This window comes from Nocardia higoensis NBRC 100133 (assembly GCF_000308595.1).
GTDB lineage: Bacteria > Actinomycetota > Actinomycetes > Mycobacteriales > Mycobacteriaceae > Nocardia > Nocardia higoensis.
This window is the reverse complement of record NZ_BAGA01000072.1, coordinates 14,343-40,167: the sequence shown is the minus strand read 5'-3', so window position 1 is coordinate 40,167 and position 25,825 is coordinate 14,343. Positions and strand designations below refer to the sequence as shown.

Below are 25,825 nucleotides of genomic sequence, written 5' to 3'. Positions count from 1 at the left end.
GGAGGTGGCTCATTCTTCGACGCCCGCGATCTCCACGAGTGGCGTCTTCAGAACTCGGTTGTTCTGTTCCTCGGTGAGGATCACCGTGTTCTCGTCCTGGGATTCCAGCAGGTCCGCCGACTTCGCATACGGGTTGAAGGCGTTGGTGGCGATGTCCTCGGGCTTCAGATTCTCCGAGCCGGGCAGCGGCTCGCCGACTTCGGCCACCAGGTCCCACCACAGTTGCAGGCTGGCTTTGTCGAGCAGGGCGTTCGGCGCGTAGTGCCAGTTGGTGGTCTGCTCCACCGGATAGCCGGTGGTCTTTCCGGCGATCTCCGCGGATTCCTTCGGATGCGCGTTCGCCCAGTTGGCGGTCTTGGCGATGATGCCGACGAATTCCCGCGCCGCGTCCGGGTATTTCTTCAGCCACGCGTTGCTCGCGACGTACGGCGCCTGGCCACCGAGCGGGCCCCAGTCGTCATAGGACGTGAACGCCATCGTGAACGTTTCCGGTTTGCTCAGCAGGACGCCGACCAGCGGCGGATGGAAGACTCCGAGATCGACCTCGCCACGTTCGATCGCCGGCGCGATCAATTCGTTCTTGAGTTCCAGGAAATTGACCCGGCTCACGTCGACGCCATTGTTCTTCAGGTACCGCTTCAATACCAGATCCACGCAGCTGTTGAATCCGGACAGGCCGACGGTCTTACCCTCGATGGCTTTCAGGTTGTCCTTGGTGATATCCGATCCCGCCGCCGTGAAGTACGCCATGTGCGGTTCGTTCGGCAGGTCCAGCATGCTCGAGGCGATGGCCGTGAACTCGAAGCCCTTCACCTTGCCGTCGATATCGTTGTTGAACATTCCGGTCGCGATATCGATCGCGCCCTGGTCGAGCAGCTGCACCGCCGGCACGGCCGTGGCGGGACCGACGTATTCCGGGCGCACGCCCGCATCGTCCCAGTACCCGAGCTCGTCGGCGATCCTGACCAGCGACAGGGCGGTCGGCGAGTTGGCGAAGCGGAAATAGACGACCCCGTCCTCCTGCCCCTTTCCACACCCTGTCAGCAAGGCGGGCGCGGCGATCAACAGCACCGACAATGCCGACAATTTCCTCAACAGCCGCCTGCCACCGATGACGCTCATGCTCGCGCCCCTCGATGCACGTTTATGCCACTCACGGCGTTCCTCTCCAGTGGTGGTTCCGGCCGCGGCCGACCGACGGTCCGCGCTCCCGGAAACGGGTACGACTGAAAAGATAAGCGCCGCAACGGCGTCGTCCTACTGATTAACTCAGCATGAGAAAAGGTCCGGCGACGAACGGGTCCTGATCATGTTGCGGTAAGCATATTTCGATAATGTCCGATGCGAAATATGAAGCCATTCTTCATGGCTGCCGGTGAACCTCGTAGTTCATCGCGCGCCATGTGCGTGCGTGGTCGGCGTGGGACGGTAATCTCCCGCACGATGAGCTCCGGTTTCATCGCCACCCACGAGGCGAGCAGGCCCCGGGTGGCGGCGAGCAGTATCTCCACCGCCCGTGCGCCGATCTCGTCGAGCGGACTGCGGACCGAGGTCAGCGGAACCATGAGTTCTTCACAGGTGGGGATGTCGTTGTAGCCGACCACGGTGATGCCGCCGCCGGGCTCGTCGCCTCTCGCTTGCGCCCGGATGCCCTCGGCGAGCATGTCCGGATCGGGGTCCATCGCCCGGACCGCGTATCCGCTTCCGGACAGCGGGAGGGCAAGGCTCCCGGCCGCACGCGGTCACGTCAGGAACCCGTCCACGGGTGGACAGCCCTCGGCGGGCAGCTCGGCACGGGGCATTCGGGTCAGAGATAGCGTTCCCGCACAACCCTTTTCAGCAGCTTGCCGCTCGGCAGTCTCGGTAGCTCGGTCACGAAGTCGACCGTGCGGGGGCATTTGAAGTGCGCGATGCGGGCCCGGCAGTACTCGACCAGCTCGTCGGCGAGCGCGGGACTCGCCGCGTCCGGGTCGAGCAGTTCCACCACGGCTTTGACCTGGTGGCCCATGTTCTCGTCGGGGATGCCGATCACGGCCACGTCGGCGACGGCGGGGTGCAGGGTCAGCACGTCCTCCGCTTCCTTCGGGTAGATGTTCACTCCGCCGGAGATGATCAGGTCGGTGCGCCGGTCGACGAGGTAGACGAAGCCCTCCTCGTCGAGGTAACCCATGTCGCCGAAGGTCGCCCGGCCCGCGCTGTCGTAGGCGGCGGCCGTCTTCTCGGGGTCGTTGTGGTACTCGAAAGTCGTTCCGCCCGAGAACCACAGCGTGCCGATCTCGCCGGGCGGCAGTGCGCGACCGCCCTCGTCGAGCACGTGCGGGACGCCGATCACCGCCTTGCCGACCGACCCCTTGCGTCGCAGCCAGGTCGGCGCGTCGATGGCGCAGAAGCCGACCGCCTCGCTGCCCGCGTAGAACTCGTGGATGATCGGGCCCCACCACTCGATCATGGCCTCTTTCACCGGGATCGGGCACGGCGCACCCGCGTGGACGACGACCCGCAGGCTCGACATGTCGAACGATTCGCGGGTCGCCCGCGGCAGTTTCAGCATGCGCACGAACATGGCCGGGACGAACTGCGCGTGCGTCACGCGGTAGAGGTTGATCGCCTCCAGCGCGCAGGCCGCGTCGAACCGCTCCATCAGCACCACCGTTCCGCCGAGGCGCTGCGTGGAGATGGACCAGCCGAGCGGGGCCGCGTGGTAGAGGGGCCCCGGGCACAGATACACCGTGTCGGAACCGAATCCGTACAGGCCGGACAGCATGGCGTCCAGCGGCAGGCCGGTGCCGAAGGGGTGCTGCGGCAGATCGACCGCGATGCCCTTCGGACGTCCCGTGGTGCCCGACGAGTAGAACATGTATATGCCCTCGGTCTGTTCGGGCCGCGGCTCGGGTGATCTGTACGCGGTGACCGTGGCGAGTTCTTCGAAGCCGCTCGGTATCTCGTCGGATGGTCGGCTGCCGGCGATCAGGCAGGTGTGCAGCGCGGGTACGGATTCCGCGATCGCGGCGGCCGCCTCGGCGAGCGCCGCCGAGGCGACCAGGACGGTCGCGCCGCAATCCCCGACGATATAGGCGGCTTCCTCCGTGGTGAGGTGCCAGTTGACCGGCGTGTAGAACAGGCCGGACCGCTGCGCCGCCCAGACCACCGGGAAGTAGGCGAGCTCGTTGGTCATGAGGACCGCGACGTGGTCGCCGGGACGCAGACCTCGATCGGCGAACAGCCGTGCTATCCGGTTCGACTCGTCCTCGAGTTCACCGAAGGTGAGGACCGCGCCGGAGTCCGCCATGATCACCGCGGCGCGGCCCCGCGCCTCGTCCGCGCACAGCCGCGCCGATAGATCCGACATCGTGCGATCCGGCTCAGAGCGCCTCGAGGATGGTGGCATTGGCTTGACCGCCGCCCTCACACATCGTCTGCAACCCGTAGCGAATTCCGTTGTCGCGCATGTGGTGGATCAGCGTGGTCATCAGACGCGCGCCGCTGCCGCCCAGCGGATGCCCCAGGGCGATCGCGCCACCGTTGGGGTTGAGCGCCTCGGCTTTCGCGCCGGTCTCGGCGAGCCAGGCCAGCGGCACCGGGGCGAATGCCTCGTTGACCTCGAACGCGCCGATGTCGTCGATGCCGAGGCCGCTGCGCTCCAGCGCCTTCCGCGTGGCGGGGATGGGGCCGGTCAGCATGATCACCGGATCCGAGCCGGCCACGACGGCGGTGTGCACGCGCGCCAGCGGGGTCAGGCCGAGTTGCTTCGCCTTCTCGCTCGTCATGATCAGCAGCCCGGCGGCGCCGTCGCTGATCTGCGAGGAGTTACCCGCGTGGATGACGCCGTCGGGCTTGAAGGCGGGCTTCAGCTTGGCCAGCGATTCCACCGAACCGCCACGGCGCACACCTTCGTCGGCGCTGACCTTCACGCCCTCGGCGGTGGTGACCGCCGCGATCTGGGCGTCGAACCGGCCCTCGTCCTGGGCGGCGGCCGCCTTCTCGTGCGAGGCGACGCTGAACTCGTCGAGCTGCGCGCGGGAGAAGCCCCACTGCTCGGCGATCATCTCCGCGCCGACGCCCTGATTGGGGACCACGCCGTCGTAGCGCTCCAGGAACGCCGGGCTCAACGGGCTGCCGCCCACCGTGACCGCCGAACCCATGGGCACCCGGCTCATCGACTCGACACCACCGGCGACCACTACGTCGTAGTGTCCGGCGACGACCCCGGCCGCGGCGAAATGCACCGACTGCTGCGAGGATCCGCACTGCCGGTCGACGGTGACGCCCGGCACCGACTCGGGCCAGCCCGCGGCCAGCACCGCGTTGCGCGCGATGTCGAAGGTCTGCTCGCCGACCTGTCCCACGCAGCCCCAGACCACGTCGTCCACCACCGTGGGGTCGATCCCGGTCCGCTCCGCGATCGACCGCAGCACATGAGCGGACAGATCGACCGGGTGAACCCCGGACAGACCGCCGTTCCGCTTGCCGACCGGCGTACGCACCGCCGCCACGATCACTGCATCACGCATTCGAACCGCCTCCGATATCCCTGTAGTTGATCGATGTATCGATGTCTGTCACCGCGAGGCCTGCTTTCCGCGCAACTCCCGCCGCAGATCGGCTTTGCGAACCTTCCCGATCGGCGTGCGCGGGAGGGCCTCGCGGACTTCCAGATATTCGGGCGTCTTCTGCCGCGTCATGCCGACGGCGGCGAAGTGCGCGCGAATGTCGTCGAGGGTGGGCGGCCCCCCGGGACCGGGCACCACGACCGCGCCCACCTTCTCGCCGTAGTACGGGTCGGGCACGGCGACGACGGCGGCATCGGCCACGCCCGGACAGCTCAGCAGGACGTCCTCGACCTCACGGGAGGAGATGGTCTCCCCCGCCCGGATGATCACATCCTTCGCACGGTCGGTGATCGTCAGATAGCCCTCGGCATCGAGCCTGCCGATATCGCCGGTACGCAGCCACGGTCGCCCGCCGTCGTCCGCGCCGAGCCAGGCCCCCGCGTCGAGCGCGGCATCGCGGTAACCGACGAAAGTCTCCGGACCGCGACAGATCACCTCGCCGTCCACGCCGACGGGGACCTCCTCGCCGAATTCATCGACGACCCGGATTTCGACACCCGCGCAGGGCCTGCCGTCGGTGAACTGACGCTTCGCGAGCGGGTCCGCGACCGTGCCCGAGGACACCGTCGGGTGTTCGGTGGAGCCGTAGCAGCGGAAGGCCGATATCCCGAGCCGATCCGCCCGTGCGACGAGTTCGGCGGGCACCGTGGCGGCGCCCACGAGATAGCGCGACAGGCTGCCGAGTGGGGCGCCGGCTTCCAGCGCGTCGAGCAGGGTGGCCAGGTGCAGCGGAGTGCCGGAGGTGCTGGTGATCCGGTAGCGCGGAACGAGTTCGAGCGCGAGGGCGGGATCCCAGCCGTCGATCACCACGGTCGGGGTGCCCCGCAGCAACAGCCGCAGCAGCGACACGACCCCCGCGATGTGACCGAACGGGAAGGAGACCAGGCCGACCGCTCCGTCCTCCTCGCCCAGCCCGCCGGGGGCGCTGCGCACTTCGGCCAGCACTCCGGCGCCGGTGTGCTGCACGCCTTTCGGAGCGGCGGTCGTACCGGAGGTGTAGCTGACGACGGCGATCTCCGGGTCCTGTGGCGGGGCATACGAGCCGGACGCGTCGGCGAGTTCGTCCATGAGCACGACACGCACGCCCGCCGCCCGGAACGCCGGTATGCGCTCGGTGTAGTCGATCGACCGCCACCGGTTCGTGGTCAGCAGCAGTGTCGTGCCGGACTCACCGAAGACGAACTCGCTCTCCCGTGGTCCGTAGATGTGCACCAGCGGCACCAGGGTCGCGCCGCTGATCAGCACCGCGGTGTAGGCCACGGCGGCCTCGACCGAGTTCGGCAACTGGACGGCGGTGACCGTCCCGGGACCGTGCCCCCGCTCCTGCATCCAGCCGGCGAGCGCCTGTGCGCGCCCGAACAATTCGCCGACGGTCGTGTCGACCACGCCCGCAGCGGTGTGGAAATGCAGCGGGCTCGACCCGTGTGTCCGTGCGGCCGCGGCGAGCGCCGCGATCAGCGACTCCCCTGTCGACTCCGTTGTCACGACCATGCGTCCATTCTCTTCAGGACTGCAGCAGCGCGAGACTGTTCCGGGCGTATTCGGCACGGCGCCGGGCGCTGGTGAGGAACGAGGGCGGCGAGAGATAGGTGAGATCCCGCGCCAGCGAGCCCTCCGCCCGCCGCTTGCCGAGTTGCTCGCGCGCCCGATCGGTGCTGCCGCACACGGCGATCGCGTCGAGCATCTCGTCGGAGACGGCGGCGGCCATGCCGTCGATGTCGCCCTGGGCGAACGCCGCCCGCACGCGCGCCACCTCGTCCGTCCAGCCGTGGTACTCGACGTAGGGGTCGTAGGTTTTGACGGTCAGGTAGAAGCCCACCATCCGTCGCGCGTCACGCACGGCCCGTTCGGGATCCCGGTCGTCGACGGAGGTGATGAGCCAGCCGTGCTCGAGCCAGCCCTCGCCGACATCACCCGCGGCGGGCCGGACGATGTCCTGCCACCAGCGCGCGGTGAACAGTCCGTGCCCGATCACCCCGTCGGCATGGGTGGCCGCGGCGGCGACCATCCGCTTGTTGAAACCCGCGAACAGCACCGGCACGTCGAGCTTGCCCAGCACCGGAGCCTGCACCCTGGCGTCGACGCGATAGAACGGGCCCTCGTAGCGCACGCGCTCGCCGTTCTCGGCGTGCAGCCAGGCGCGCACCGCACCGGCCAGATCACTCATCCGCGCCACCGGCTTGTCCGCCTCGACGCCGAACCAATCACGATTGATGGAGTACGCGCCCGACCCGAGCCCGAGGAACAGCCGTCCGGGAGCCTTCTTGTGCAGCGTTCTGATCGCCGAGGCGTGCGCGTAGGGCGTGCGCGCGAAGGCGTAGGCGATGGAGGTCCCGACTCGGGCCGATTCGGTGTGCTCGACCATCTCGGCGAGGACTTCGTAGGCGTCGTTGTCGACGAAATCCCCGGTGCAGAAGGCGGTGACGCCCTCGGCTTCGGCCACGCGCGCGACTTCCGCGCCCGGCCACGGCAGTCCGAACTCCATACAGGCCCCTTCGCCCCGGAACAGTTATCTATTTGTACTATGTTATCTGGGAACACGCAGTGAATCGGGGCGCTTACGTCCAAGCCGAGCCCCGTAAGGATGGAGGCCCCTGTGACCGAGGCTCAGACAGCGCCGTTCGGCGTGCTGAACGACGATGCTTTCGAGCGCTCCCGCCGTCGCATCGGAATCCCCGATCGCCCCCTCACTCCCCACAACCTCGAGGTGACCGCGGACGGCACCCGGCATTTCGCCTACGGCTACGGCGACGACAACCCGCTCTACAGCGACCCGGATTACGGCAAGAACACCCGCTGGGGAACCCTGATCGCGCCGCCGAACTTCATCTACACCATGGGTGAGAATGCCGCGGCCCCGCTCACCCCGGAACAGAAGGCGCTGATGAAGGGCGATCCCTTCGCCGGACTCGGTTCCTATCAGGCGGTCATGGAGTTCGAGTGGTTCCGGCCGCTGCGCCTGGGTGATCGCTGCCGGGTACTGCGGTCGCAGGTGGGCGTGCGCGACAAGCCCTCCAAGTTCGGCGGCCGCACCGCCCACGTCACCAACGACTTCCTGTTCGCCACCGGTGACGGCGACATGGTGGCCGTCCAGCGGGGCACCTGGATCAATGCCGAGCGCCACACCAGCAAGGATCGCGCCAAGGAGAAGGCGCCGGTCGATGTGACCAGCCCGTACACCGACGACATGCTCGCCGAGATCGACGCCGCCTACGATGCCGAGACCCGTCGCGGCGCGCAGCCGCGCTATTGGGAAGACGTGCGGATCGGCGACGAACTCCAGCAGCGGGTCAAGGGACCGCTCACGGTGACCGACATCGTCGTGTGGCACGTGGGCTGGGGCATGCAGTTGACCCCACCGGGGGCGTTCGGTATCAGCCGCGGTGTCCGCAGAAAGGTCCCCGGCCTCTACCCGCGCAACAACCGCAATATCCCCGACACCGTGCAGCGCCTGCACTGGGAGCCCGAGCGGGCCCGCGAACTCGGCATCCCGATGAGCTACGACTACGGCGCGATGCGCGAGACCTGGCTGACCCACCTGATCACCGACTGGATGGGCGACGACGCCTGGCTGTGGAAGCTGTCCTGCCAGCACCGTAAGTTCAACTACATCGGGGACACCTCGTGGGTCCGCGGCCGCGTCACCGGGAAATCGGAGTCGGCGAACGGTCACGAAGTCGAGCTCGAGGTGTGGGTGGAGAACCAGCGCGGCGAGACCACCACCCCGGGCACCGCCGTGGTCCTGCTGCCCACCCGCGATTCGGCGGTCACCCTGCCGAGCGCGCCCGCCGAAGGCCTGCAGGGCATGCTCGAGTACGAGATCGCGCGCTTCGCGGAATGAGAAGAAGGGTGCGGCGACCTCTCGGTCACCACACCCCCTCTCCGCGCACGCTCAGCGCAAGGTCCATTTCGGTTTGGCGAAGCCCGCCCGCGAGACCTCCGCGGTGCCGATCGGGTTGCCGCGCATCGGGTAGTTCCACGCCACCGCCTGGGCCGCGGCCCGGTCCATCCCGAGCGTCTCCCACACCGCCTTCACCGTGCCCTGGACGGCGGCGGCCGGCTTGGCCGCGATCTTGCGCGCGAGTTCGTCGGCCCGTGCGTGCAACTGCTCGAAGGGCACCAACTCCGAGACCAAGCCGATCTGGTGAGCGCGCTGGGCCGACATCCGCTCGTCGAGTCCGAGCAGCGCCCACCGCATCACCTCGCCCAGCGGCACCCGCCTGGCCAGGCCGATCGGCTCCAGGGCCGAGGTCAGACCGTAGGACACATGCGGATCGAAGAAGGTCGCATCGTCGGCGGACACGATGAAGTCGACGTCGTTGAGCCAGTAGAACGCACCGCCTGCCACCATCCCGTGCACCGCCGCAATCACCGGCTTCCACACCCGGTTCGTCCGCGGTGACAGCGCAAGGCCGGGGTCTTCCTCGTTCCAGATGTTCTCGGGCAGGTCGAGGCCCTCGCCGACATCGATCCCCGTGCAGAACGCCTTGTCCCCCGCCGCACGCAGCACCACGGCGTGGATGTCGTCGTCGCGACGCACCCGCGCCCAGAGGTCGACGAACTCCGCGAGCATCTGCCGGTCGAAGGAGTTGAGCGCCTCGGGACGGTTGAGCGTGATCGTCGCGACGTGCTCGGCCACGTCGAACAGCACTGTCTTGTAAGGCATTCCGCCTACCCCTTCCTGCGTGGTTCGCGCGGCATGCCCAGTGCACGCTCGGCGATGACGTTCTTCAGTACTTCGGTGGCGCCACCGGCGATGGTGTATGCGCGGGCATAGAGGAACGCGTCCTGCCACCATCCCTCGGCCGTGGCCGCCGGATCACCCTCGGCGAGGATCGAATTCGCCCCTTGCAGACGTAGCCCGGTCTCGGCCAGAGCCAGATTGGTCTCGCTGAAGAAGATCTTGACCGCGGCGGCATCCGCCGCGCCTTCGGTACCGGCGAGCACATGCGATTGGACGGCCTTGCTCATCGCGTCGCTGACCAGCACCTTGGTGGCGATCCGGCCGATCTCCGCCGAGCTGCCGCCGCCCAGCGCCAGCAGGTCGTGCAACCGCTGGATCAGCTCCACCGAACTCGCCGCGACACCGCTGCGTTCGTGCGCGAGACTGGAATTGGCGACGCGCCAGCCGTCGTCGACTTTCCCGAGCACCCGGTCGGCCGGAATGCGGACGTGGTCGAGGAAGACCTCGTTGAAATCGCTGGTGCCGGTGATCTCGCGCAGCGGCCTGACCTCGATGCCGGGGGTCGCCATGTCGACGATGAACGCCGTGATGCCACCGTGCTTGGGGGCGTCGGGATTCGTGCGGGCGAGCAGGTAGCCGATATCGGCGTGGTGACCATTGGTGGTCCAGACCTTCTGCCCGTCGACGACCCATTCGCCGTCGTCGAACACCGCGCGCGTGCTCAGGCCGGCCAGGTCGCTGCCTGCGCCCGGCTCACTGAACAACTGGCACCAGAGGTGTTCGGCCGAGCGGATCTTCGGCAGGAACTCCGCCCGCTGGGCCGGGGTGCCGAATTCGATGAGCGCCGGCGCGGCGAGACCCGTCGCGGCGCCGATGGGTCCCCAGGTGCCTGCCCCGGCGATCTCCTCGGCGACGATGAACGCCTCGGACGGGTCGTAATCGGCGCGACCGCCGTACTCGACCGGCCAGTCGGCGCCGAGGAACCCGGCGGCGAACAGATCGGCGGTGAACGCCCGAATCGCCGGAACCAGCTCCGGCGCCGGTGCGCGCACGCCACTGTGGTGTTTGGGTCCGGGATTGCGCTCGGCGACGAAAGCCCGCACGCGCGCGCGGAACTCCTCGAGCCGCTCGGAAGTAACGATCCGCATCGTCGTGGCTCCCTTGCCTGCCGTGATCACGGCCTCGAACATAGTTAAGATAGATGGTTTAGTTAGATGATTCTGCCTGTCGATTGATAGCATACCGAGCACCGAGCGCGACGCCGACTCCGTCGAATCGCCCGGACGCACCACCCACAGAGAGGCCGACGCGTGGACTTCGAACTCACCGAAGAGCAGCGACTGCTGCGCGAATTCTCCCGCAGCATGCTCACCGCGACCTGCCCGCCCGCTCTCGTGCGCGCGGTGGCCGAAGCCGGGGCCGACGGTGACGACACGCTGTGGCAGAGGGCGATCGAACTGGGCTGGCCCTCGCTGGCGGTCGCGGAGGACGCGGGCGGCGCCGGACAGGGCCTCGTCGAACTCTGCCTGATCGCGGAGGAGGTCGGCCGGGCCGCCGCGCCCGGACCGTTCGCCGAGAGCGCCCTGGTCGCCGCCGCCGCGGCCGGTGGCGGCGCGCCCGACGACGTGGTCGCCGGGCTGCTCGAAGGCAAAAACAAAGGCACCGTGGTCGACGCCGGGACTCCCGACCTGATCCAGGCAGCCGGATCGGCCGACTGGCTGCTCGTGCTCGGCGACGACGTGCGACTGGCACCCGCGCCGGCGACCAGACGACGCACCACGATCGACCTGTCCCGCGGCTGGTACGCCGCGACCGGCCCCCTCGACGGCCGCGTCCTGGACCTGGACCCGCAATGGTGGCGTGACGCGATGACCGTGCTGACGGCTGCCGACGCGCTCGGCATCGGCGCGCGCCTGCTGGAGATAACGGTCGCCTACACCGCTGTCCGCGAGCAGTTCGACCGGCCCATCGGCTCGTTCCAGGCGGTGAAGCACAAGGCAGCGGAAATGCTGATCACGCTGCAGGGCGTCCGCGCCGCCACCTACCGCGCGGCCATGGCCCTGGACGCGGGCGCCCAGGATGCCGCCCTCTGGGCGAGCGTGGCGAAAGCGCATGCCTCCGAGGGCATCAGCGAGGTGGCGGGCACCGCGCTGCAGTTGCACGGCGGCATCGGCTTCACCTGGGAACACGATCTGCATCTGTTCCTGCGCCGTGCGAAGGTCGACGAGGCCGTGTGGGGGAACGCGACATTCCACCATCAGCGCGTCGCGCAATTGCTCCGGCAGGCGGGGTAGGCCGCAGACACGGAACGCGTGGCGCGCCGCCGGGCGCACCACCGCGTTCTCGCTCCGCTCCCTCAGCGGGGCGGCATGGCCGGATCGTAGGGCAACCGCAGGACCTGTTCGGCCACGGTGTTGCGCTGGATCTCGGCGGTACCCGCGCCGATGGTCGAGGCCCGCGTCATGAGGAACCCCTTCAACCACCGGCCCCGCTGGACCGCCTGCTCGGACGGAGCCGTCACGATCCCGTCCGGCCCGAGCATGTCCACGGCGAACTCGTGCAGGTCCTGTTCGAACGCGGCGATCATCAGCCGCGACACCGACGACCCCGCCCCGGGCTCGCCCTTGGTGAGAATGTCGGAGACAGTGCGTTCGGCGTTGTAGCGGATCAGCCGCACCCGCATCTCGAACTCGACGAGCCGGTCGCACACCAGCGGGTCGTCGGTCAGTCCCCGCTCGTGCGCGAGATCGATCAATTCGGTGAGGACGCGACGGTAGGACGCGGCCTGATTCATGGCGCCCGCCGACCGCTCGTGCCCCAGGGAGGTGCGCACCAGCGGCCAGCCCTCGTTCTCCGCCCCGATACGGTTGGCGACCGGGACGCGGACATCGTCGAAGAACACCTCGGCGAAGATCGCGGCGCCGGTCAGGTCGCGCAGCGGACGGATCGTCACTCCCGGCGATCCGGCATCGATGATCAGATAGGTGATGCCCTTCTGCCGCGATTCCGGTGAGCCGGTGCGGACGAGGCAGAACAGCATGTCGGCGAGGGTTCCGCTACTGGTCCAGACCTTCTGCCCGTTGACCACGTATTCCTCGCCGTCGCGGCGCGCGGTCGTGCGCAACGACGGCAGGTCGGACCCCGCTCCCGGCTCGGAATACCCCTGGCACCAGACCACGTCACCGCGCAGCATCGGTCGCAGCCACCGCTGCTTCTGCTCCTCGGTGCCGTACTTGATGATGGTGGGAGCGACGATGCCGAGGCCGGTGCCGAGCGGGCCGGGGACCCGAGCCCTGGCGATCTCCTCCTGGTAGATGATCTGCCTGCGGAACGACAGGTCCATGCCGCCGTACTCGCGCGGCCAGGACGGTCCCGCGTAACCGTGGTCGACCAGGGTGGCGTGCCAGGCCTTGGTCCACTCGACCCTGGCCTTCGGGTCGCGCGGCCGGGGGCCCGGCGCGTGCGCGCTCAGGAACTCACGCAGACGAGCACGGAACTGCTCGTCGGTCTCGTGGTCGGTGCCGGTCATCTCGCTCCTCGGATTCCTGCCAGCTCGCCCACGCGGGCCCGGTGGCTTGCCGTGGTCCCCAGCAACATCTCACTGGCCTTGGCACGTTTCAGGTAGAAGTGCGCATCGTGTTCCCAGGTGAAACCGATCCCGCCGTGGATCTGGATGTTCTCCTCGGCGACATGGGTGTAGGTCCTGCCTGCCCAGGCGGCGGCCAGCGAAGCGGCGAGCGAGCCCTCCGGATCGTTCGCGGCCAGCAGCGAGGTGGCCGCGAACACCGCATTGCGCGCGGATTCCACTTCCAGCAGCAGGTCGGCGCAGCGATGCTTGATCGCCTGGAACGAACCGATCGGGCGATCGAATTGCACACGGACGCGGGCATATTCGACGGCCATGTCGAGCGCCGCGGCCGCACCGCCGGTCTGCTCCGCGGCGAGCGCCGCCGCGGCCAGATCGGCCAGGCGCGGCAGCAGCACGGTCGCGTCGTCGTCGAGGCGGACCGCCGGAGCGTTGTCGAAATCGACGGTGGCCAGCGGTCGCGTCGGGTCGAGATTCGGCAGCGGCGTACGTCGCACGCCCTCGGCGCGCCCCTCGACGGTGAACAGGGTGACCACACCGTCGGCCAGGGCGGCAACGAGCAGCACATCGGCCGTCGTCCCGTCGATCACGAAACGTTTGCGACCGGTCAGTCGCCAGCCGTCGCCCTCGCGCGCGGCCACCGTCGCCACCGCGCCTGCCGCGATCTCGCCGGTTTCGTCACCGATCGCCACGGTCGCGGTCACCGAGCCCGCGGCGATGCCGGGCAACCAGGCCTCGCGCGCCGCGGCGTCGGTGCAGCCGGTCAGCAGCTGCCCGGCCAGCGCCACAGTCGCGAAATATGGTGAGACCACCAGGAATCGGCCCATCTCCGCGAGCACGATGCTCAATTCCACCGGCCCGTAACCCGCGCCGCCGTAGCTCTCCGGTATGGCGATGCCCTGCACCATGAGCTGCTCGGCGAGCTGCGACCACACCGCCTCGTCGCGGCACCGCCCCGTCTCGACCAGCGTCCGCATCCTGGCGAGATCCGACTTTTCCGCGAGGTAGCGGCGCACGACCTCGCGCAGCTCCTCGTGCTCCCGTTCCATGCCCACTCCTCATCAGCCGAAGGCTCACCTATTATACCTAGTTAATTATCTGGGCACCGTCAGTTGCCGGAGAGAAACGGTCCGCCGAAGGGCAGCGGAATCGTCTGTTCGCCGATGGGACTCGGTGAACTGCGAGCATCGGGCGCCGCTCCGGGCGGCGGCCCGGCGGTGTCGTCACCGGGAGGCCGAGGTGCGTTGCGCGCACCCCTGATCAAGACCGAGGGGTCGTCGTTCTCGCAGTAGGTGGACAGGTAGGGCTCGGGGAAGTCCGGCTGCGTCGGCACGCCGCGTTGGTGCCGGTAGTCGCAGGCGTAGCGCGGATAGATGTTGACCAGTCCCCACAGTCCCCCGTCGTGGAACACCGTGCTGATCGCCGCCAGGGTCGACCCGTCACGGAAGGTCGGGAAGAAGAATTCCTGAAGTGCGGGTATCCGGACATACGCCAAGCGCGAGACCGTGGCGAGGTTGCCGAGCAACTGGACCATGGTCGGCGAGTTGTCCGCGATCATCGCGTCCAGCGCCTCGAGCGCGCCCGGGCCGGTGTCGAGCAGCGTGCGCAAGCCGCCGTCCGCGGCCTCGACATCGCGCATGACGATCTCGGCGGACCGCGCGGCCTCGCCCAACCCCGGCGCGAGGGCGCCCAATTCGGTGAGCACCGTGCGACTGTCGCGCAGCAGGCTCATGGTCTGCGGCAGCACGCCGTCGAGGGTCGCGAGCAGGAACACTCCGCCGTCGATGATCTCGGTCAGTTTCCGCGGCCCCTCCGGACCGACCCCGAGTTCGGCGACGACGGCGGCGAGCCGGTCGGGATCCACCTGGGCCAGCATCGCGTCCAGATCGCCCAGCACCTGGTAGAAGGGCACCGGCGTCGCCGTGTCGTCCTGCGTGACCACCGCACCGTCGGCCAGGAACGGGCCGTCGTCGGAGTCGGGCCGGAAGTCCAGGTACTGCTCACCCGCCGGCGACAATCCGGACACCCGGACCGTGCCGCCGGCCGGAATCCGGTATTCGGCGGCGATACCGGCGACGGCGACCAATCCCCCGGGCGCCAGTTCGAGAGCCTCGACGCGCCCGACCGGCACACCGCGCAGGGTGACGTTCTGCCCGGGCAGCAGGCCACCGGAGTCCGCCAGGTGCACCCGCACCGTGTATCGCTGCGCCGCGGGGTCGACGCCCAGCGCGCCGAACACCAGATATCCCGTACTCAGCACCAGGGTGACAGCGAGCGCCGCCGCCGACAACCCGAGGCGATGCCGGACACCGGCCGCCACCGCACCGACCACCACCCGGGCCGGTTGTTCGAGCAATCGGCCGATCGGTCCGCCCACCCCCCGACCCCTCATCGTCCCGGCCCGAGCACACGATCGTGCAGTCGCATCATCGTGTAGGTGAACGCCCCGGCGAAATTCGCCCAGTCACTCGCGTCCGGCGCCCGGCTGCCCGGATCGCCGAAGTGCCCAGGATCGGGCACGGCGCCGATCGCGATGTCGGCCAGATCGACGTCGACGTGCGCCGAGGTGCCGTTGGTCAGTTTCAGGACCGGACCGAGGATTCTGTTGAACTGCGCGAAATCGGCATCGGGATCGGTGGCCGCGCGATCGAGTTCGGCCGCGATCGTGTCGATGTCGGCGATCATGCTGCGCGTGTCGGTGCCGCGCATCGAGGGAAACTTCGCCACCTCCCGGCTGATGCGGTTCACCTGCTGGATCAGGTCGAGCGCCTGCTGGGTGTTGTCGGCCACCACACTCAGCGCGGGGCTCGCGGCAGCGAAAACTTCGTCGAGGGTCTCGCGGCGCTCGTTCAGCAGAGCGGTCAGCCGATCGGTCTCGGCGAGTGTGCGGCGAATGGCCTCCGATCGCGCGGCGAGCGCCCGCACGAATTCGGTGGTCCGGGCGATCAACGCGCCCAGCCGTTCGCCGCGGTCGCCCGCTGCGGCGCCGAGCCCGTTGACCACCTTGGTGATGTCGCGAATGACACCGCCGTTGACCAGCAGCGAAGCGGTGGCCAGCACCTCCTCGATGGTCGCGGCGGCGGAGGTGGACGCCACCGGGATGCTGTCACCGTCACCGAGATCCGGTGCGGCGGCGGTCGCCCCGGCAGGAGGCAGCACCGCGACGAACACGTCGCCCAGTGGCGTGGCCGTCCGCAGTGCGGCGTGCGTGCCCGCGGGCAACGACACCGTACTGCTGATCCGCATCGTCACCACCGCGGTGTAGTCGCGGACGGCCATACCGGTGACCTCACCGACATCGGCGCCACCGAGTCGGACCTTCGCTCCGTCCGGCAGGTTCAGCGCGTTGGTGAAGCTCGCGTGCAGGGTGTACGAGTCACCGCCGATGCCGGGAGCGGGCAACGGGAAATCCTCGAGACCGACGCCGCATCCCGCGCCGGACAGCGCCACCGTCAGCGCGAGCGACAGCGCACCGAGCGATGCCATCGGATGCCGGGTCATCGCGGTATCCCCGCCATCGCGGTGAGCATGTCGGTGATCCCGAAGTCCGGCCCGAAATCGCTCAATGTTCCGGTCGCGCACCCGAGTTGGCGCAGACCCAGCACATTGCAGATCTCCTTCACCAGCTGACTGTCGAAGAACACCTTGTCCAGCAGGGCGTGCACCCGGACTCCCCGGTTCTGTTGGTCGAAGGTGTTGTAGGCGTTGTTCAACAGCAAGGGCGCGAGGTCGACGAATTCTTCGAGCTGGCGCCGATAATCGGCCAGCGACCGCACCACGGTGTCGGTGTTCGCCACCGTCGATTGCAGTGTCCCGCGATTGTTCCGCAGCAGTTCGGTGGCCTGCTGCACGATCTCGTTGATCCGCGCGCCGGTGTCCCCCGCACCGATCTCGAGTTCGGCGAGCAGATCCGTGAGCTGCCCGGCCGCCGACCCGAACTCCGCGATGGTCTGCTCGTTGTCGGCGGCGGCCCGGGCCAACGCGGCCAGTTGGTCGACGATGCGGGCCACATCCTCGCCGGTCGCGGCGCCGCCGTCCGTGCCGAGCCGCAGCGCCGTGGCGAGTTGGTCCAGGGCCGCGCGCATGCCGGGGCCGTTGTCGGCGGTGGCGGCCGCCGCGACCTCCAGCAGGGCCGCGACAGGCCCTTCACCGCGGCTCCCGCCCTGTAGTTCACCCGACATCTCGTCCACGACCCCGAGCAGCCGATCGAACTCGATCGGCGTCCTGGTCCGGTCGAGACCCAGGTGCGCGTCGTCGGCCAGCCGCGGCCCGCCCCGATAGACCGGGGTGAACTCCACGTGCCGGTCGGTGAGGATCGAGGTGGACACCGTCACCGCCGTCACATCGGCGGGCAGCGCGACGTCCGCGTCCACCGCCATGGTCACCTCGACGTGGGTGCCTTTCGGCTCGATCCGCTTCACCTCGCCGACGGGCATGCCGAGCACCGCGACCGTATTGCCGACGTACAGGCCCGCGGCGTTGTCGAATCGGGCGGTCACGGTGATCGTGTCGACGGCGGCGCCGAAGGGATCACCGGCGCACCCCGCGGCGATGGCCACCGCCGACGCCACGGCCACCCGCACGACTGTGCTCATCGCTCGTCTCATTCGCAGTCCTGCAGATAGGGCGGCAGTGCTGCCTCCCGCGCGCGGCCGCTGAGAGCGCACATCCAGGAGTCCATCAACACCCCGGCCGGTGCGGTGAAATCGATTTCGTTCGCGGTGCCGGTCACGTTGGTGAAGTTCCTGACCGGCACCGGCATGATCTCCAGGATGTTGCGCAGCAGATCGTCGTGCCGGCCGAGACTGGCCAGCAAGCCGTCCAGGCCGGCGAGCATGGTCTCGAGCTGCGGGCGGTCGTCGACGACGATCGTATGCAACTGATCGACCAGTTCGGTGGTGTCGATCAGCAACTGCTGGATCGCCGCGCGCCGGGCGACGATCTGCTCCAGCAGATCGCGCCCCTGGGTCATGACGGCCCCGATCCCGTCCTGCTGCGCTCGGACCACCGACGTGAGTTCCCTGCTGCTGGTGAGCAGAGAACCTAGCTCGTCGCGACGGCCGCCGACTATCGAGGCGAGGGTCTGTACATCGGCCAGCACCTCCGGTAGCACGCTCGGCACGCCCGCCAACTGCTCTGACAGTTCGATCAGGCTCCGGCCGAGCTGTGCGGTGTCGATGTTCTCGAAGGTGACCGTGGCATCCGCCAGAGTCTGCTGGAGGTCGTAGGGAACCGTGGTGCGCTCCAGCGGGATCCGGTGGCCGGGGATCTCGCCGCTGCCCGCGGGCGTCAACTCTATGTAGCGGGCGCCCAGCAGGGTGGTCAATTCGATCGACGCGGTGGTCTGTGCCCCCAGCGCGATGCCCTCGTCGATCGCCATCGCCACCACGACGCGGTCGCCCGCGAGCTCGGTGCCCGAGACCGTGCCGACCGGGACGCCGGCGATCGTGATGCCGTCACCCGCCCTGATGCCCGCGGCCTGCGCGAACTCGGCTTCGTAGCGGGTCCGGCCGATCCCGGCGGAACCGACGGCGAGCACCGCCGCCGAGATCAGCACGATCCCGGCCACGGTGACGAGGCCGATGAGTCGCTTGGACGAGTAGATCTTCGAAGTCATCTGCTCACCTACAGATCGGGGAGTGGGTGGCCCGGCCGCCCGGCGTCGCCGAGTCGACGATGGTGGGAACGAGCGCGGTCAGTGCCGGCAGCAGCGTGATCCGGAAATCACACACATACGCGTTGATATAGCTGCCTTCCTGGCTCACCCGCGACAGTCCTTTCAACAGCGCGGGCAGGTTGAACCCGAGGTAGGCGAAGTTCTCCTTGTTGTCCAGGAAGTGCCGGGTGAATCCCGGTTGCCTGTCGACGATTTCGGTCAGCTCCGGTGTGACCTCGCCGACGATCTCGCTCAATCGGCCCACCACGTCGGCGATGGAACCGAGCGAGTTCGTCAACTCGTCGCGGCGTTGCGACAGGCCGTCGATGATCGTCCGCGACATCGTGAGCACGGTGTCGAGTTCGCCGCTGTGCTCGGCCAGATTCCGCACCACCGCGTCGAGCTGGGTGATCACCGCACCGAGCACCTGGTCCGGGCCGGCCAGGGATTCGGCCAGTACCGAGGTCTCGGCGATCAACGTGGTCAACGCGGCCCCGTCGCCTTGCAGCGCGCGGATCAGCGCCCCGGTCAGATTGTCGACCTGCTCCGGGTCGAGGCCGCTGAACAACGGCTCGAACCCGTTGAGCAGACCGGAGATGTCGAAGGACGGCTCGGTGCGGTCCAGGCCGATCTCGGCGCCGTCGGGCAGCGGGGCCGGGTCGCCCTCCTCGCCGAGCGAGAGTCCGAGATAGCGCTGCCCGATGATGTTCTGGTAGGTGATCGAGGCGATGGTCGTGCCGAGTATCCGCTGATCCCGCTCCACCCGGAAGCGCACCCTGGCCGTCGCGCCCGCCAACTCGACGGCGTCGACGCGCCCGACGCGAACCCCGGCCATCCGGACGTCATCGCCCACCCGCAATCCCGAGACGTCGGTGAAGACCGCCGAATAGGAGTAGGCGTCGTCGTCGACACCACGCGACAGCGTGCCGAATGTCGCCCAGATCAGGCCGAAGGCGACGACCACGAACGCACTCACACCGATCAGGGGTTTGCGAATACTCATGGGGCGCCTCCGGAGACGACAGGTCCGTTCGTGAGCAGTCCGCCGAGGAACGACTCGGCCGCGTTCGCACCGCCGCCGATCAGACGCCCGATGAGCTCCCGGACCTCCGGCGGCAACACCGGCAGCGGCACGGACCGGGGATCCATCGACTCCGGTAGCGGCTGCTGCGGCACGACCTCGGGCGCCGTGGCACAACTCGGCCCGGCCATCTCGCCGTAGCGCGGGCACTGGGCGCGGGTGTAGGGGATGTGCGGCGTCGATCGCAACTGGAGTTTGCCGACCCCGATCTGCGCTTCCGGATCCCAGAATTCGGTGAACCACACGTCCGAGATCCGGCGCAGCCGGACCACGATCGGCGCGAATTCCTGTCCGGCGTCGGCGAATATGCCCACTACGGGCTCGAATTCGGTGGTGATGTCGATGATCTGGTCGGTGTGGTCGTCCATGGCCGTGCCGATGGTGTCCGCCGTGACGCTGCTCGCGGTGATCAAGTCGGTGAGGGCGGCTCGCTGCTCGGCGACGGTGCGCATCGAGGTGACGGCGTGGTGCAGCGCGTCGAGCAGGTCGGGAGCGGCCGCACCGAGTCCGCGCACCGCCTCCGACAGCGCGGACAGCATCGATGGACCGCCGTCGGGTTGCATGAATGCCGTGAGCTCGGCGGTGATGCGCTCCAGTTGCGCGCCCGCGCGCACCAGGTCCTCGCCACGACGATCGGTCGCCGCGGCGACGGCCGCGAGCACACCGACGGTGCGATCGGCGCCTGCGCGGGCGGTGGCCGCGATGATCTCGCGCAGTCTCGTCAGCGCGGTCTGCAGCTTCACCGTCGAGAGGCTTCGATCCTGCGGAATCTCCGCGTGGGGGGCCAGAGCGGGCGCCCAGCCGTTGTCGACCAATTGCACCGACGACACCGCGAAGACATTGCTCGGCACGACGCGCGCGGTCACCGTGCGGGGAATGCCGTGGTGATATTCCGGTTTCAGGCTGATCGCCACCCGGTGCTCGGTGCCCGCGTCGGTGGTGGTGACCCCTTCGACGGTGCCGACGAGCACCCCGCGGAACTTCACATCGGAATTCCGGGGCAGCCCGTCACCGATATCGGACAGAATCGCGGTGACCTCGACATCGGAATCGAACGTGCCGGAGGACTTCGCGAGCATTCCGGCCACCGCGAGCGCGGCGACGAGCGCGAGAACGACGCCGCGCCGGAACAACCGCCCGCGCGTGGGACCCCTGCCGTCGGTGTCGAAAAGAATCAGCATCGCCGCTACCCACCCAGCCTCGCGCCGTCGGCCAGACCCCACAGCGCCAGCGTCAGCAGCAGATTGACCACGATCATCGCCGAGATCGCCGCCCGCATGGCCCGTCCGGTGGCCACGCCGACCCCCTGCGGGCCGCCGGCGGCATAGAACCCGAAATAGCACTGGATGCTCGAGGTGAGCACGACGAAGATCACGGCCTTGAGCAGCGAATAGACGATATCCGAACCGGTGATGCCCAGCTGGAAATAGTGCTGATATGTGCCCTCCGCCAGCCCGCCCGACAGGCCGACGACGAGTTCGACCGCGAGATAGTTCGCCGCCAGGCACATCAGATACAGCGGTACGACGCCGACGATCGAGGCCGTCAATCGCGTGGTGATCAGATAGGGGATCGATCGGATCGCCATGGATTCCATCGCGTCGATCTCCTCGGCGATGCGCATCGCGCCCAACTGCGCGGTGAATCGGCAGCCGGCCTGGGAGGCGAACGCGAGTGCGGCCATGATCGGCGCCAATTCGCGGGTTGCCGAGGTGGAGGCGACGATGCCGACAGCGGGTTCCATCCCGAGCAGGTGCAGGGAGTTGTAGCCCTCGATGCCGATGATCGCCCCGCCCGCGGCGCCGAGCACGATGATCACACCCGCCGTGCCCCCGCCGACCACGATCGAGCCGTTGCCCCAGGCGATATCGGAGAGCACCCGCAGGAATTCCGTCCGATAGTGCCGGAGCATGACCGGCACCGCGCCGACCGCGCGGATCATGAAGGTCAGCATGTGCCCCAACCGCATGAACGCGGTGTGCAGCGCACCGGCGGGCCGCATCATCGGACGCAGCCCCGGCGGACGATAGGGCGCGGCCATCACCACCCCTGCCGTGGATAGAGCAGCACATACATCTGGGTGAACACGACATTGACGATCATCAGCAGCAGAATGGAGGCGACGACAGTGGAGTTCACCGAATTGGCGACCCCCGCGGGCCCGCCTTTCGTGCTGAGCCCTTTCTGACAGGCGACCACGGCGACGATCAGGCCGAAGACGACCGCTTTGACCAGGGCCAGCACCATATCGCCCACGGTCGCGAACGAGGCGAAAGTGGAGACGAAGCTGCCCGGCGCCCCGCGCTGGACGAAGATGTCGAAGGCGTAGCCGGCCAGGAATCCCACGAAGCACACCACCCCGGTGAGCGCGACGCCGACCAGTACGGCAGCCGCCAGCCGCGGCACCACCAGACGCCGGACCACCGAGACGCCCATGACCTCCATGGCGTCGAGTTCGTCTCGGATCTTGCGCGAGCCGAGGTCGGCGCAGATCGCGGATCCGACCGCCGAGGCCATCAGCAGCGCCGCGACCATGGGCGCGCCCTGTCTGATCACCGCCAGTCCGCTCGCCGCGCCTGCCAGCGAGCTCGCGCCGACCTGCCCGGCGAGGAGCCCGAACTGGATGGACAGCGTGACCCCGATGGGCAGCGCGACGAACATCGTCGGCAGGACCGCCGTCGAGGCCATGACCGCCGATTGCCGGATGAACTCGGCGAAGGGAAATTTCCCCCGTGCGATATCGACGATCAGATATCCGACCGCGCGTAGTCCGAGCAGGCATTGACCACCGACGGTTTCCAGCGAGGCGATCGGATGCCGGGTGAGATATCCCCGCACCCAGTCGGTGATCACTCGCACTGCCGGGCGCTCGCCGGCGCCGGTCCGGTCGGGAAGATCGTGCCGGTCGCCGGTGTCGCGCATTCGATCGATGATCGTCATTGATCATTGCCTCTCGCCGTCAGTCCCGGTCGATGCCCGGTCGGCGGTCATCGGTCGCGGAGGGCCGGAATCCGAATCTCCGGGCGAATGCCGCACCCGAGATCGATTGGCGCCGGTATCGGGCGTCGCCCGCGCTCAGCACTTCGATTCGGCGGCGTGCCTTCTCGAGCACCTCGGGGTCGGCGTTCGCGGCCTCCAGCTCGGCGAGTCCGCGCCGCTCCTCGCGCAAGGTCTCAGCGAGCCTGGCGGCGGCTTCACCGTAGGTGAGCAGGTCGTAATCGTCGTCGGCGCGTTCGGCCGCGGTGCCCCCGCCGGACGCGGAACCGGTCGCCACGACTCACCCCTCGAATCCGAGCAGTCGGCGGGCATTGAGCTCGACGATCTTGTGCACTTCGTCATCGGGCACGTCCACCAGATTCTCGGCGATGCGCTTGCGACTGTTGGGCCAGTTCGAGTCCGAATGCGGATAGTCGACCTCGACCAGGATGTTGTCGACGCCGATCGCATGGCGTGACCCGACTCCGTGGACATCGTCGATGAAGCAGCCCCAGAAGTGCGCACCGAACAGCTCCGAGGGGCGATCGTCGCGACTGATGTCCTGGTACCAGCGGTGCCGCTCCCAGGTGTAGTCGAGGCGCTCGAGCAGGTAGGGGATCCAGCCGATGCCACCCTCGGAGAGCATGAACTTCAGGTCCGGGTGCCGCTGCAGCATCCCGGAGAACACGAGATCGGCCGTCGACCACATCAGATTGGTGGAGAACGTCGCGATGGCGACGGCGAACGGTGCGGGCGCTTCACCGGCGGGGGGCGCGGCGACCGAGAAGCCCGGCACGAACCCGCCCGCACCGAAGTGCAGGCACACCGGCATCCGCGCGGCCTCCAGCGCGTCCCACAGCGGTTCCCAGTGCGTCGGATGATGGAACGAGGGCAATCCCAGCGGAACGGGGCTGTCGGGAAACGACACCGCCCTGGTGCCCTTGCCCGCGAGCCGCTCGACCTCCGCCACCGCCAGGGCGGGATCCCACACCGGCAGGATGCCGAGCGGTATCAGCCGATCGGGCGCGGCGGCGCACCATTCGTCGGTCTGGAAATCGTTCCACGCCCGCACGCACGCGAGTGCGAGCGCCTTGTCCTCCGCCCGGACGAAGACCCCGCCGGCGAATCCGGGAAAGGACGGAAACGACAGCGCTGCGTGGACGCCGTCGATGTCCATGTCCCCGACCCGCTCGGCCGGGTCGTAGCAGCCCGGAATCATGTCCTCGTAGCGCACCGGCTCCATGCCGTACTCGGAGGGCGGCTTGCCCGCGACAGCGTTCAGGCCGATCTGCGGATAGATCTTGCCCTCGTATCGCCAGACGTGGTGCCCCTTCTCGGTTTCGATGATCTGCGGTCCGCGTCCTCGCTGGGCGGCCGGGAGGCGATCTCGCCAGACCCGCGGATGCTCGATGACGTGGTCGTCGACCGAGATGATCTTCATGTGGTCCCGCAGAGGCATAGCCGACTCCTCCCAAGGTTCGCAAAATAAGTTAACTATTTGAACCTATTCTGAGAGTGTAGAACGGCTGCCCTCGTCGTCGCGGGGATTTCGACGGAGACCGACGGGAAAAGCTCACCCGGTGAGCAGCATGCATCCGGCGATCGGTCCCCCACCGGCGGACACCACCGCGACGTCGGGCCGCCCGGACAGTTGACGGTCACCGGCCGCACCGCGCAGTTGCAGGCACGCCTCGTGCAGCACCCAGTACCCGTGCATCCGGCCCGCCGACAGTTGCCCGCCGTAGGTGTTCAACGGCAGGGCGCCGTCGAGGGCGATCCGGTGGCCGCCCTCGACGAACGGGCCGCCCTCACCGTCGGCGCAGATGCCCAGCGCCTCCAACCAGGCGATGGTGAGAAAGGTGAAGCCGTCGTAGAGTTCGGCCACATCGATGTCCGCCGGACGCAGGTCGGTGCGCGACCACATCTGCGCCGCCGCATCCGCCGAGGCCATCTTCGGGTAGTCCGGACGCTGGGTCCAGCCCCCCGCCCCGCTCGCACCGCCGACGGCCTCGACGCGGACCGGGCGATGCGGGATATCGCCCGCGTAGTCGCCGGTGGACACCACGATCGCGATGGACCCGTCGACCGGGACGTCGCAATCGAGCAGTCCGAACGGCGAGGACACCGGGCGCGCGCCCAGATAGTCGTCCATCGTGATCGGATCCCGGTACAGCGCACGCGGATTGGCGGCCGCGTGCGAGCGGCTGGTCACGGCGAGCCAGCCCAGCTGTTCCCGTGTGGTCCCGTAGAGCTCCATGTGCCTGCGGCAGTGCATCGCCAACCAGTTGGCCGCGGAGTAGGCGTGCGCGTCGAGCAGGGGCCCGACATCGCTCATCGCGGGGATCGCACGGGGACGCCGAGCGTCCGGGCGCACCGCCGACTCGTCGGTCGCGCGCGCGGTGGCACCTTCCCGCCGCGGCGACGGCCGCGGCGGGGAAACAGTGCCGCCCATCATGTGAACGGTCCGGTAGACCAGTACATGTCGCGCCCGGCCCTCCCCCACCGCGACGGCCGCCGACATCACCGGGGCGAGCAGCCCGCCGGTGTCGAATCCGCCTCCCCGATAACCGGCGTCGATGCCGAGCGCACCGGCGACCGCACGCGCGGGCGTGTCGCCGAGGGTCGCCATGCCGTCGATGTCCACGGGACGAAGTCCGGCATCGGCGATGGCGGCACGCGCCGCTTCCAGGGTCAGGTCGAGGCCGGGAATGCCGGTGCGCCTGCCGATGCGGGAAATGCCGACGCCGGCGATCACCGCGCCCTTCTCCGGGTATCGCATCGCGCTCCAACCATCCTTCAATCCTCTAACTCAATGTACTCTTTTGATATGTCGGACATCCCGGATTCACACGATCGAGCACCCGTCGACGGACTCCGCGCTCCCGCGCATCGACCGACCGCACCGTGGTGCGCGGCCTGCGCACGCTGGGCATATCCCGCGACGGACGCCTGCCCCGCCTGTGGGGCCGCGCCGGTCTCCACTCCGGTGCCCGACACCGGTGTGGTGTTCACCTTCACCGTCAACCACCACCCGTACCAGCCGAGCGTGGCGGTGCCCTATGTCATCGCACTCGTCGACATCGACGACCGGCCGGGCCTGCGGCTGATCACGAATATCGTCGACTGCGCGCCGGATTCGGTCCGGATCGGCATGCCGGTGCGGGCTCGCCTCGAACGACGCGGCGGGGCCGATGTCCTGGTCTTCGCACCCCGCGACCTGCCCGCCTGACAG

24 protein-coding genes are annotated in these 25,825 nt (G+C 68.6%); 3 read left to right on the top strand and 21 right to left on the bottom strand.

The window, feature by feature from the left end; all coding sequences use genetic code 11:
- Nucleotides 1-9: 9 nt before the first annotated feature.
- The 6 genes from ON26_RS10685 to ON26_RS10660 form a co-directional block, all read right to left on the bottom strand.
- Nucleotides 10-1,122 (bottom strand): ABC transporter substrate-binding protein, encoded by a 1,113-nt coding sequence (locus ON26_RS10685; RefSeq protein ID WP_040795898.1) that lies wholly within the window; start codon nt 1,120-1,122, stop codon nt 10-12.
- Between the two features lie 185 nt (nt 1,123-1,307).
- Nucleotides 1,308-1,682, bottom strand: a complete 375-nt coding sequence (locus ON26_RS10680; RefSeq protein ID WP_040795897.1) for a substrate-binding domain-containing protein — start codon at nt 1,680-1,682, stop codon at nt 1,308-1,310.
- A gap of 125 nt (nt 1,683-1,807) precedes the next feature.
- Nucleotides 1,808-3,349: an AMP-binding protein gene (locus ON26_RS10675; protein WP_051026921.1), complete on the bottom strand. Its 1,542-nt coding sequence runs from the start codon at nt 3,347-3,349 to the stop codon at nt 1,808-1,810.
- 13 nt (nt 3,350-3,362) lie between these two features.
- Nucleotides 3,363-4,511, bottom strand: coding sequence for a thiolase family protein (locus ON26_RS10670; RefSeq protein WP_040795896.1), 1,149 nt, complete (start codon nt 4,509-4,511; stop codon nt 3,363-3,365).
- A 48-nt stretch (nt 4,512-4,559) separates the two neighbouring features.
- Nucleotides 4,560-6,101, bottom strand: a complete 1,542-nt coding sequence (locus ON26_RS10665) for an AMP-binding protein (protein WP_051026920.1) — start codon at nt 6,099-6,101, stop codon at nt 4,560-4,562.
- A gap of 13 nt (nt 6,102-6,114) precedes the next feature.
- Nucleotides 6,115-7,095 (bottom strand): LLM class flavin-dependent oxidoreductase, encoded by a 981-nt coding sequence (locus ON26_RS10660; protein ID WP_040795895.1) that lies wholly within the window; start codon nt 7,093-7,095, stop codon nt 6,115-6,117.
- Nucleotides 7,096-7,206: 111 nt separating this feature from the next.
- Between ON26_RS10660 and ON26_RS10655 the strand changes: the two genes are divergently transcribed.
- Nucleotides 7,207-8,451: an FAS1-like dehydratase domain-containing protein gene (locus tag ON26_RS10655; RefSeq protein ID WP_040795948.1), complete on the top strand. Its 1,245-nt coding sequence runs from the start codon at nt 7,207-7,209 to the stop codon at nt 8,449-8,451.
- 51 nt (nt 8,452-8,502) lie between these two features.
- Here the strand turns inward: ON26_RS10655 and ON26_RS10650 are convergent, their stop codons facing one another.
- Both ON26_RS10650 and ON26_RS10645 read right to left on the bottom strand, forming a co-directional pair.
- A complete protein-coding gene (locus tag ON26_RS10650; RefSeq protein WP_040795894.1) occupies nt 8,503-9,276 on the bottom strand; it encodes an enoyl-CoA hydratase/isomerase family protein in 774 nt (257 codons plus the stop codon).
- 5 nt (nt 9,277-9,281) lie between these two features.
- Nucleotides 9,282-10,442, bottom strand: a complete 1,161-nt coding sequence (locus ON26_RS10645; protein ID WP_040795893.1) for an acyl-CoA dehydrogenase family protein — start codon at nt 10,440-10,442, stop codon at nt 9,282-9,284.
- Nucleotides 10,443-10,604: 162 nt separating this feature from the next.
- Here ON26_RS10645 and ON26_RS10640 point away from each other — a divergent pair, with 162 nt between their 5' ends.
- Nucleotides 10,605-11,588: an acyl-CoA dehydrogenase family protein gene (locus ON26_RS10640; protein WP_040795892.1), complete on the top strand. Its 984-nt coding sequence runs from the start codon at nt 10,605-10,607 to the stop codon at nt 11,586-11,588.
- Between the two features lie 62 nt (nt 11,589-11,650).
- Here the strand turns inward: ON26_RS10640 and ON26_RS10635 are convergent, their stop codons facing one another.
- The 13 genes from ON26_RS10635 to ON26_RS10575 form a co-directional block, all read right to left on the bottom strand.
- Nucleotides 11,651-12,823, bottom strand: coding sequence for an acyl-CoA dehydrogenase family protein (locus ON26_RS10635; protein ID WP_040795891.1), 1,173 nt, complete (start codon nt 12,821-12,823; stop codon nt 11,651-11,653).
- On the bottom strand, nt 12,820-13,929 hold the full coding sequence (locus ON26_RS10630) for an acyl-CoA dehydrogenase family protein (protein ID WP_040795890.1): 1,110 nt from the start codon (nt 13,927-13,929) through the stop codon (nt 12,820-12,822). The genes ON26_RS10635 and ON26_RS10630 overlap by 4 nt, the downstream gene beginning before the upstream one ends.
- Before the next feature lie 59 nt (nt 13,930-13,988).
- Nucleotides 13,989-15,272 (bottom strand): MlaD family protein, encoded by a 1,284-nt coding sequence (locus ON26_RS10625; RefSeq protein WP_051026919.1) that lies wholly within the window; start codon nt 15,270-15,272, stop codon nt 13,989-13,991.
- Complete coding sequence (locus ON26_RS10620) at nt 15,269-16,381, bottom strand: MCE family protein (protein WP_040795889.1); 1,113 nt, start codon at nt 16,379-16,381, stop codon at nt 15,269-15,271. Before ON26_RS10620 ends, ON26_RS10625 begins: the two co-directional genes overlap by 4 nt.
- Nucleotides 16,378-17,475 (bottom strand): MCE family protein, encoded by a 1,098-nt coding sequence (locus ON26_RS10615; protein WP_245545805.1) that lies wholly within the window; start codon nt 17,473-17,475, stop codon nt 16,378-16,380. The genes ON26_RS10620 and ON26_RS10615 overlap by 4 nt, the downstream gene beginning before the upstream one ends.
- A gap of 8 nt (nt 17,476-17,483) precedes the next feature.
- The gene (locus ON26_RS10610) at nt 17,484-18,497 is read right to left on the bottom strand and encodes an MCE family protein (RefSeq protein WP_040795887.1); all 1,014 of its coding nucleotides are present in this window, start codon (nt 18,495-18,497) and stop codon (nt 17,484-17,486) included.
- Between the two features lie 4 nt (nt 18,498-18,501).
- Nucleotides 18,502-19,539 (bottom strand): MCE family protein, encoded by a 1,038-nt coding sequence (locus ON26_RS10605; protein WP_040795886.1) that lies wholly within the window; start codon nt 19,537-19,539, stop codon nt 18,502-18,504.
- Nucleotides 19,536-20,798, bottom strand: coding sequence for an MlaD family protein (locus ON26_RS10600; RefSeq protein ID WP_040795885.1), 1,263 nt, complete (start codon nt 20,796-20,798; stop codon nt 19,536-19,538). Before ON26_RS10600 ends, ON26_RS10605 begins: the two co-directional genes overlap by 4 nt.
- A 5-nt stretch (nt 20,799-20,803) precedes the next feature.
- Complete coding sequence (locus ON26_RS10595; RefSeq protein ID WP_040795884.1) at nt 20,804-21,658, bottom strand: ABC transporter permease; 855 nt, start codon at nt 21,656-21,658, stop codon at nt 20,804-20,806.
- On the bottom strand, nt 21,658-22,557 hold the full coding sequence (locus ON26_RS10590) for an MlaE family ABC transporter permease (protein ID WP_040795883.1): 900 nt from the start codon (nt 22,555-22,557) through the stop codon (nt 21,658-21,660). Before ON26_RS10590 ends, ON26_RS10595 begins: the two co-directional genes overlap by 1 nt.
- A 19-nt stretch (nt 22,558-22,576) precedes the next feature.
- Entirely contained in the window at nt 22,577-22,891 is a 315-nt protein-coding gene (locus ON26_RS34035; protein ID WP_051026918.1) for a hypothetical protein, read from the bottom strand.
- A gap of 3 nt (nt 22,892-22,894) precedes the next feature.
- Entirely contained in the window at nt 22,895-24,052 is a 1,158-nt protein-coding gene (locus ON26_RS10580; protein WP_040795882.1) for an amidohydrolase family protein, read from the bottom strand.
- A 114-nt stretch (nt 24,053-24,166) separates the two neighbouring features.
- Nucleotides 24,167-25,372: a thiolase family protein gene (locus tag ON26_RS10575; protein WP_040795881.1), complete on the bottom strand. Its 1,206-nt coding sequence runs from the start codon at nt 25,370-25,372 to the stop codon at nt 24,167-24,169.
- Nucleotides 25,373-25,420: 48 nt separating this feature from the next.
- Between ON26_RS10575 and ON26_RS10570 the strand changes: the two genes are divergently transcribed.
- On the top strand, nt 25,421-25,822 hold the full coding sequence (locus ON26_RS10570) for a Zn-ribbon domain-containing OB-fold protein (RefSeq protein ID WP_169333703.1): 402 nt from the start codon (nt 25,421-25,423) through the stop codon (nt 25,820-25,822).
- The last annotated feature ends 3 nt before the right edge of the window (nt 25,823-25,825 follow it).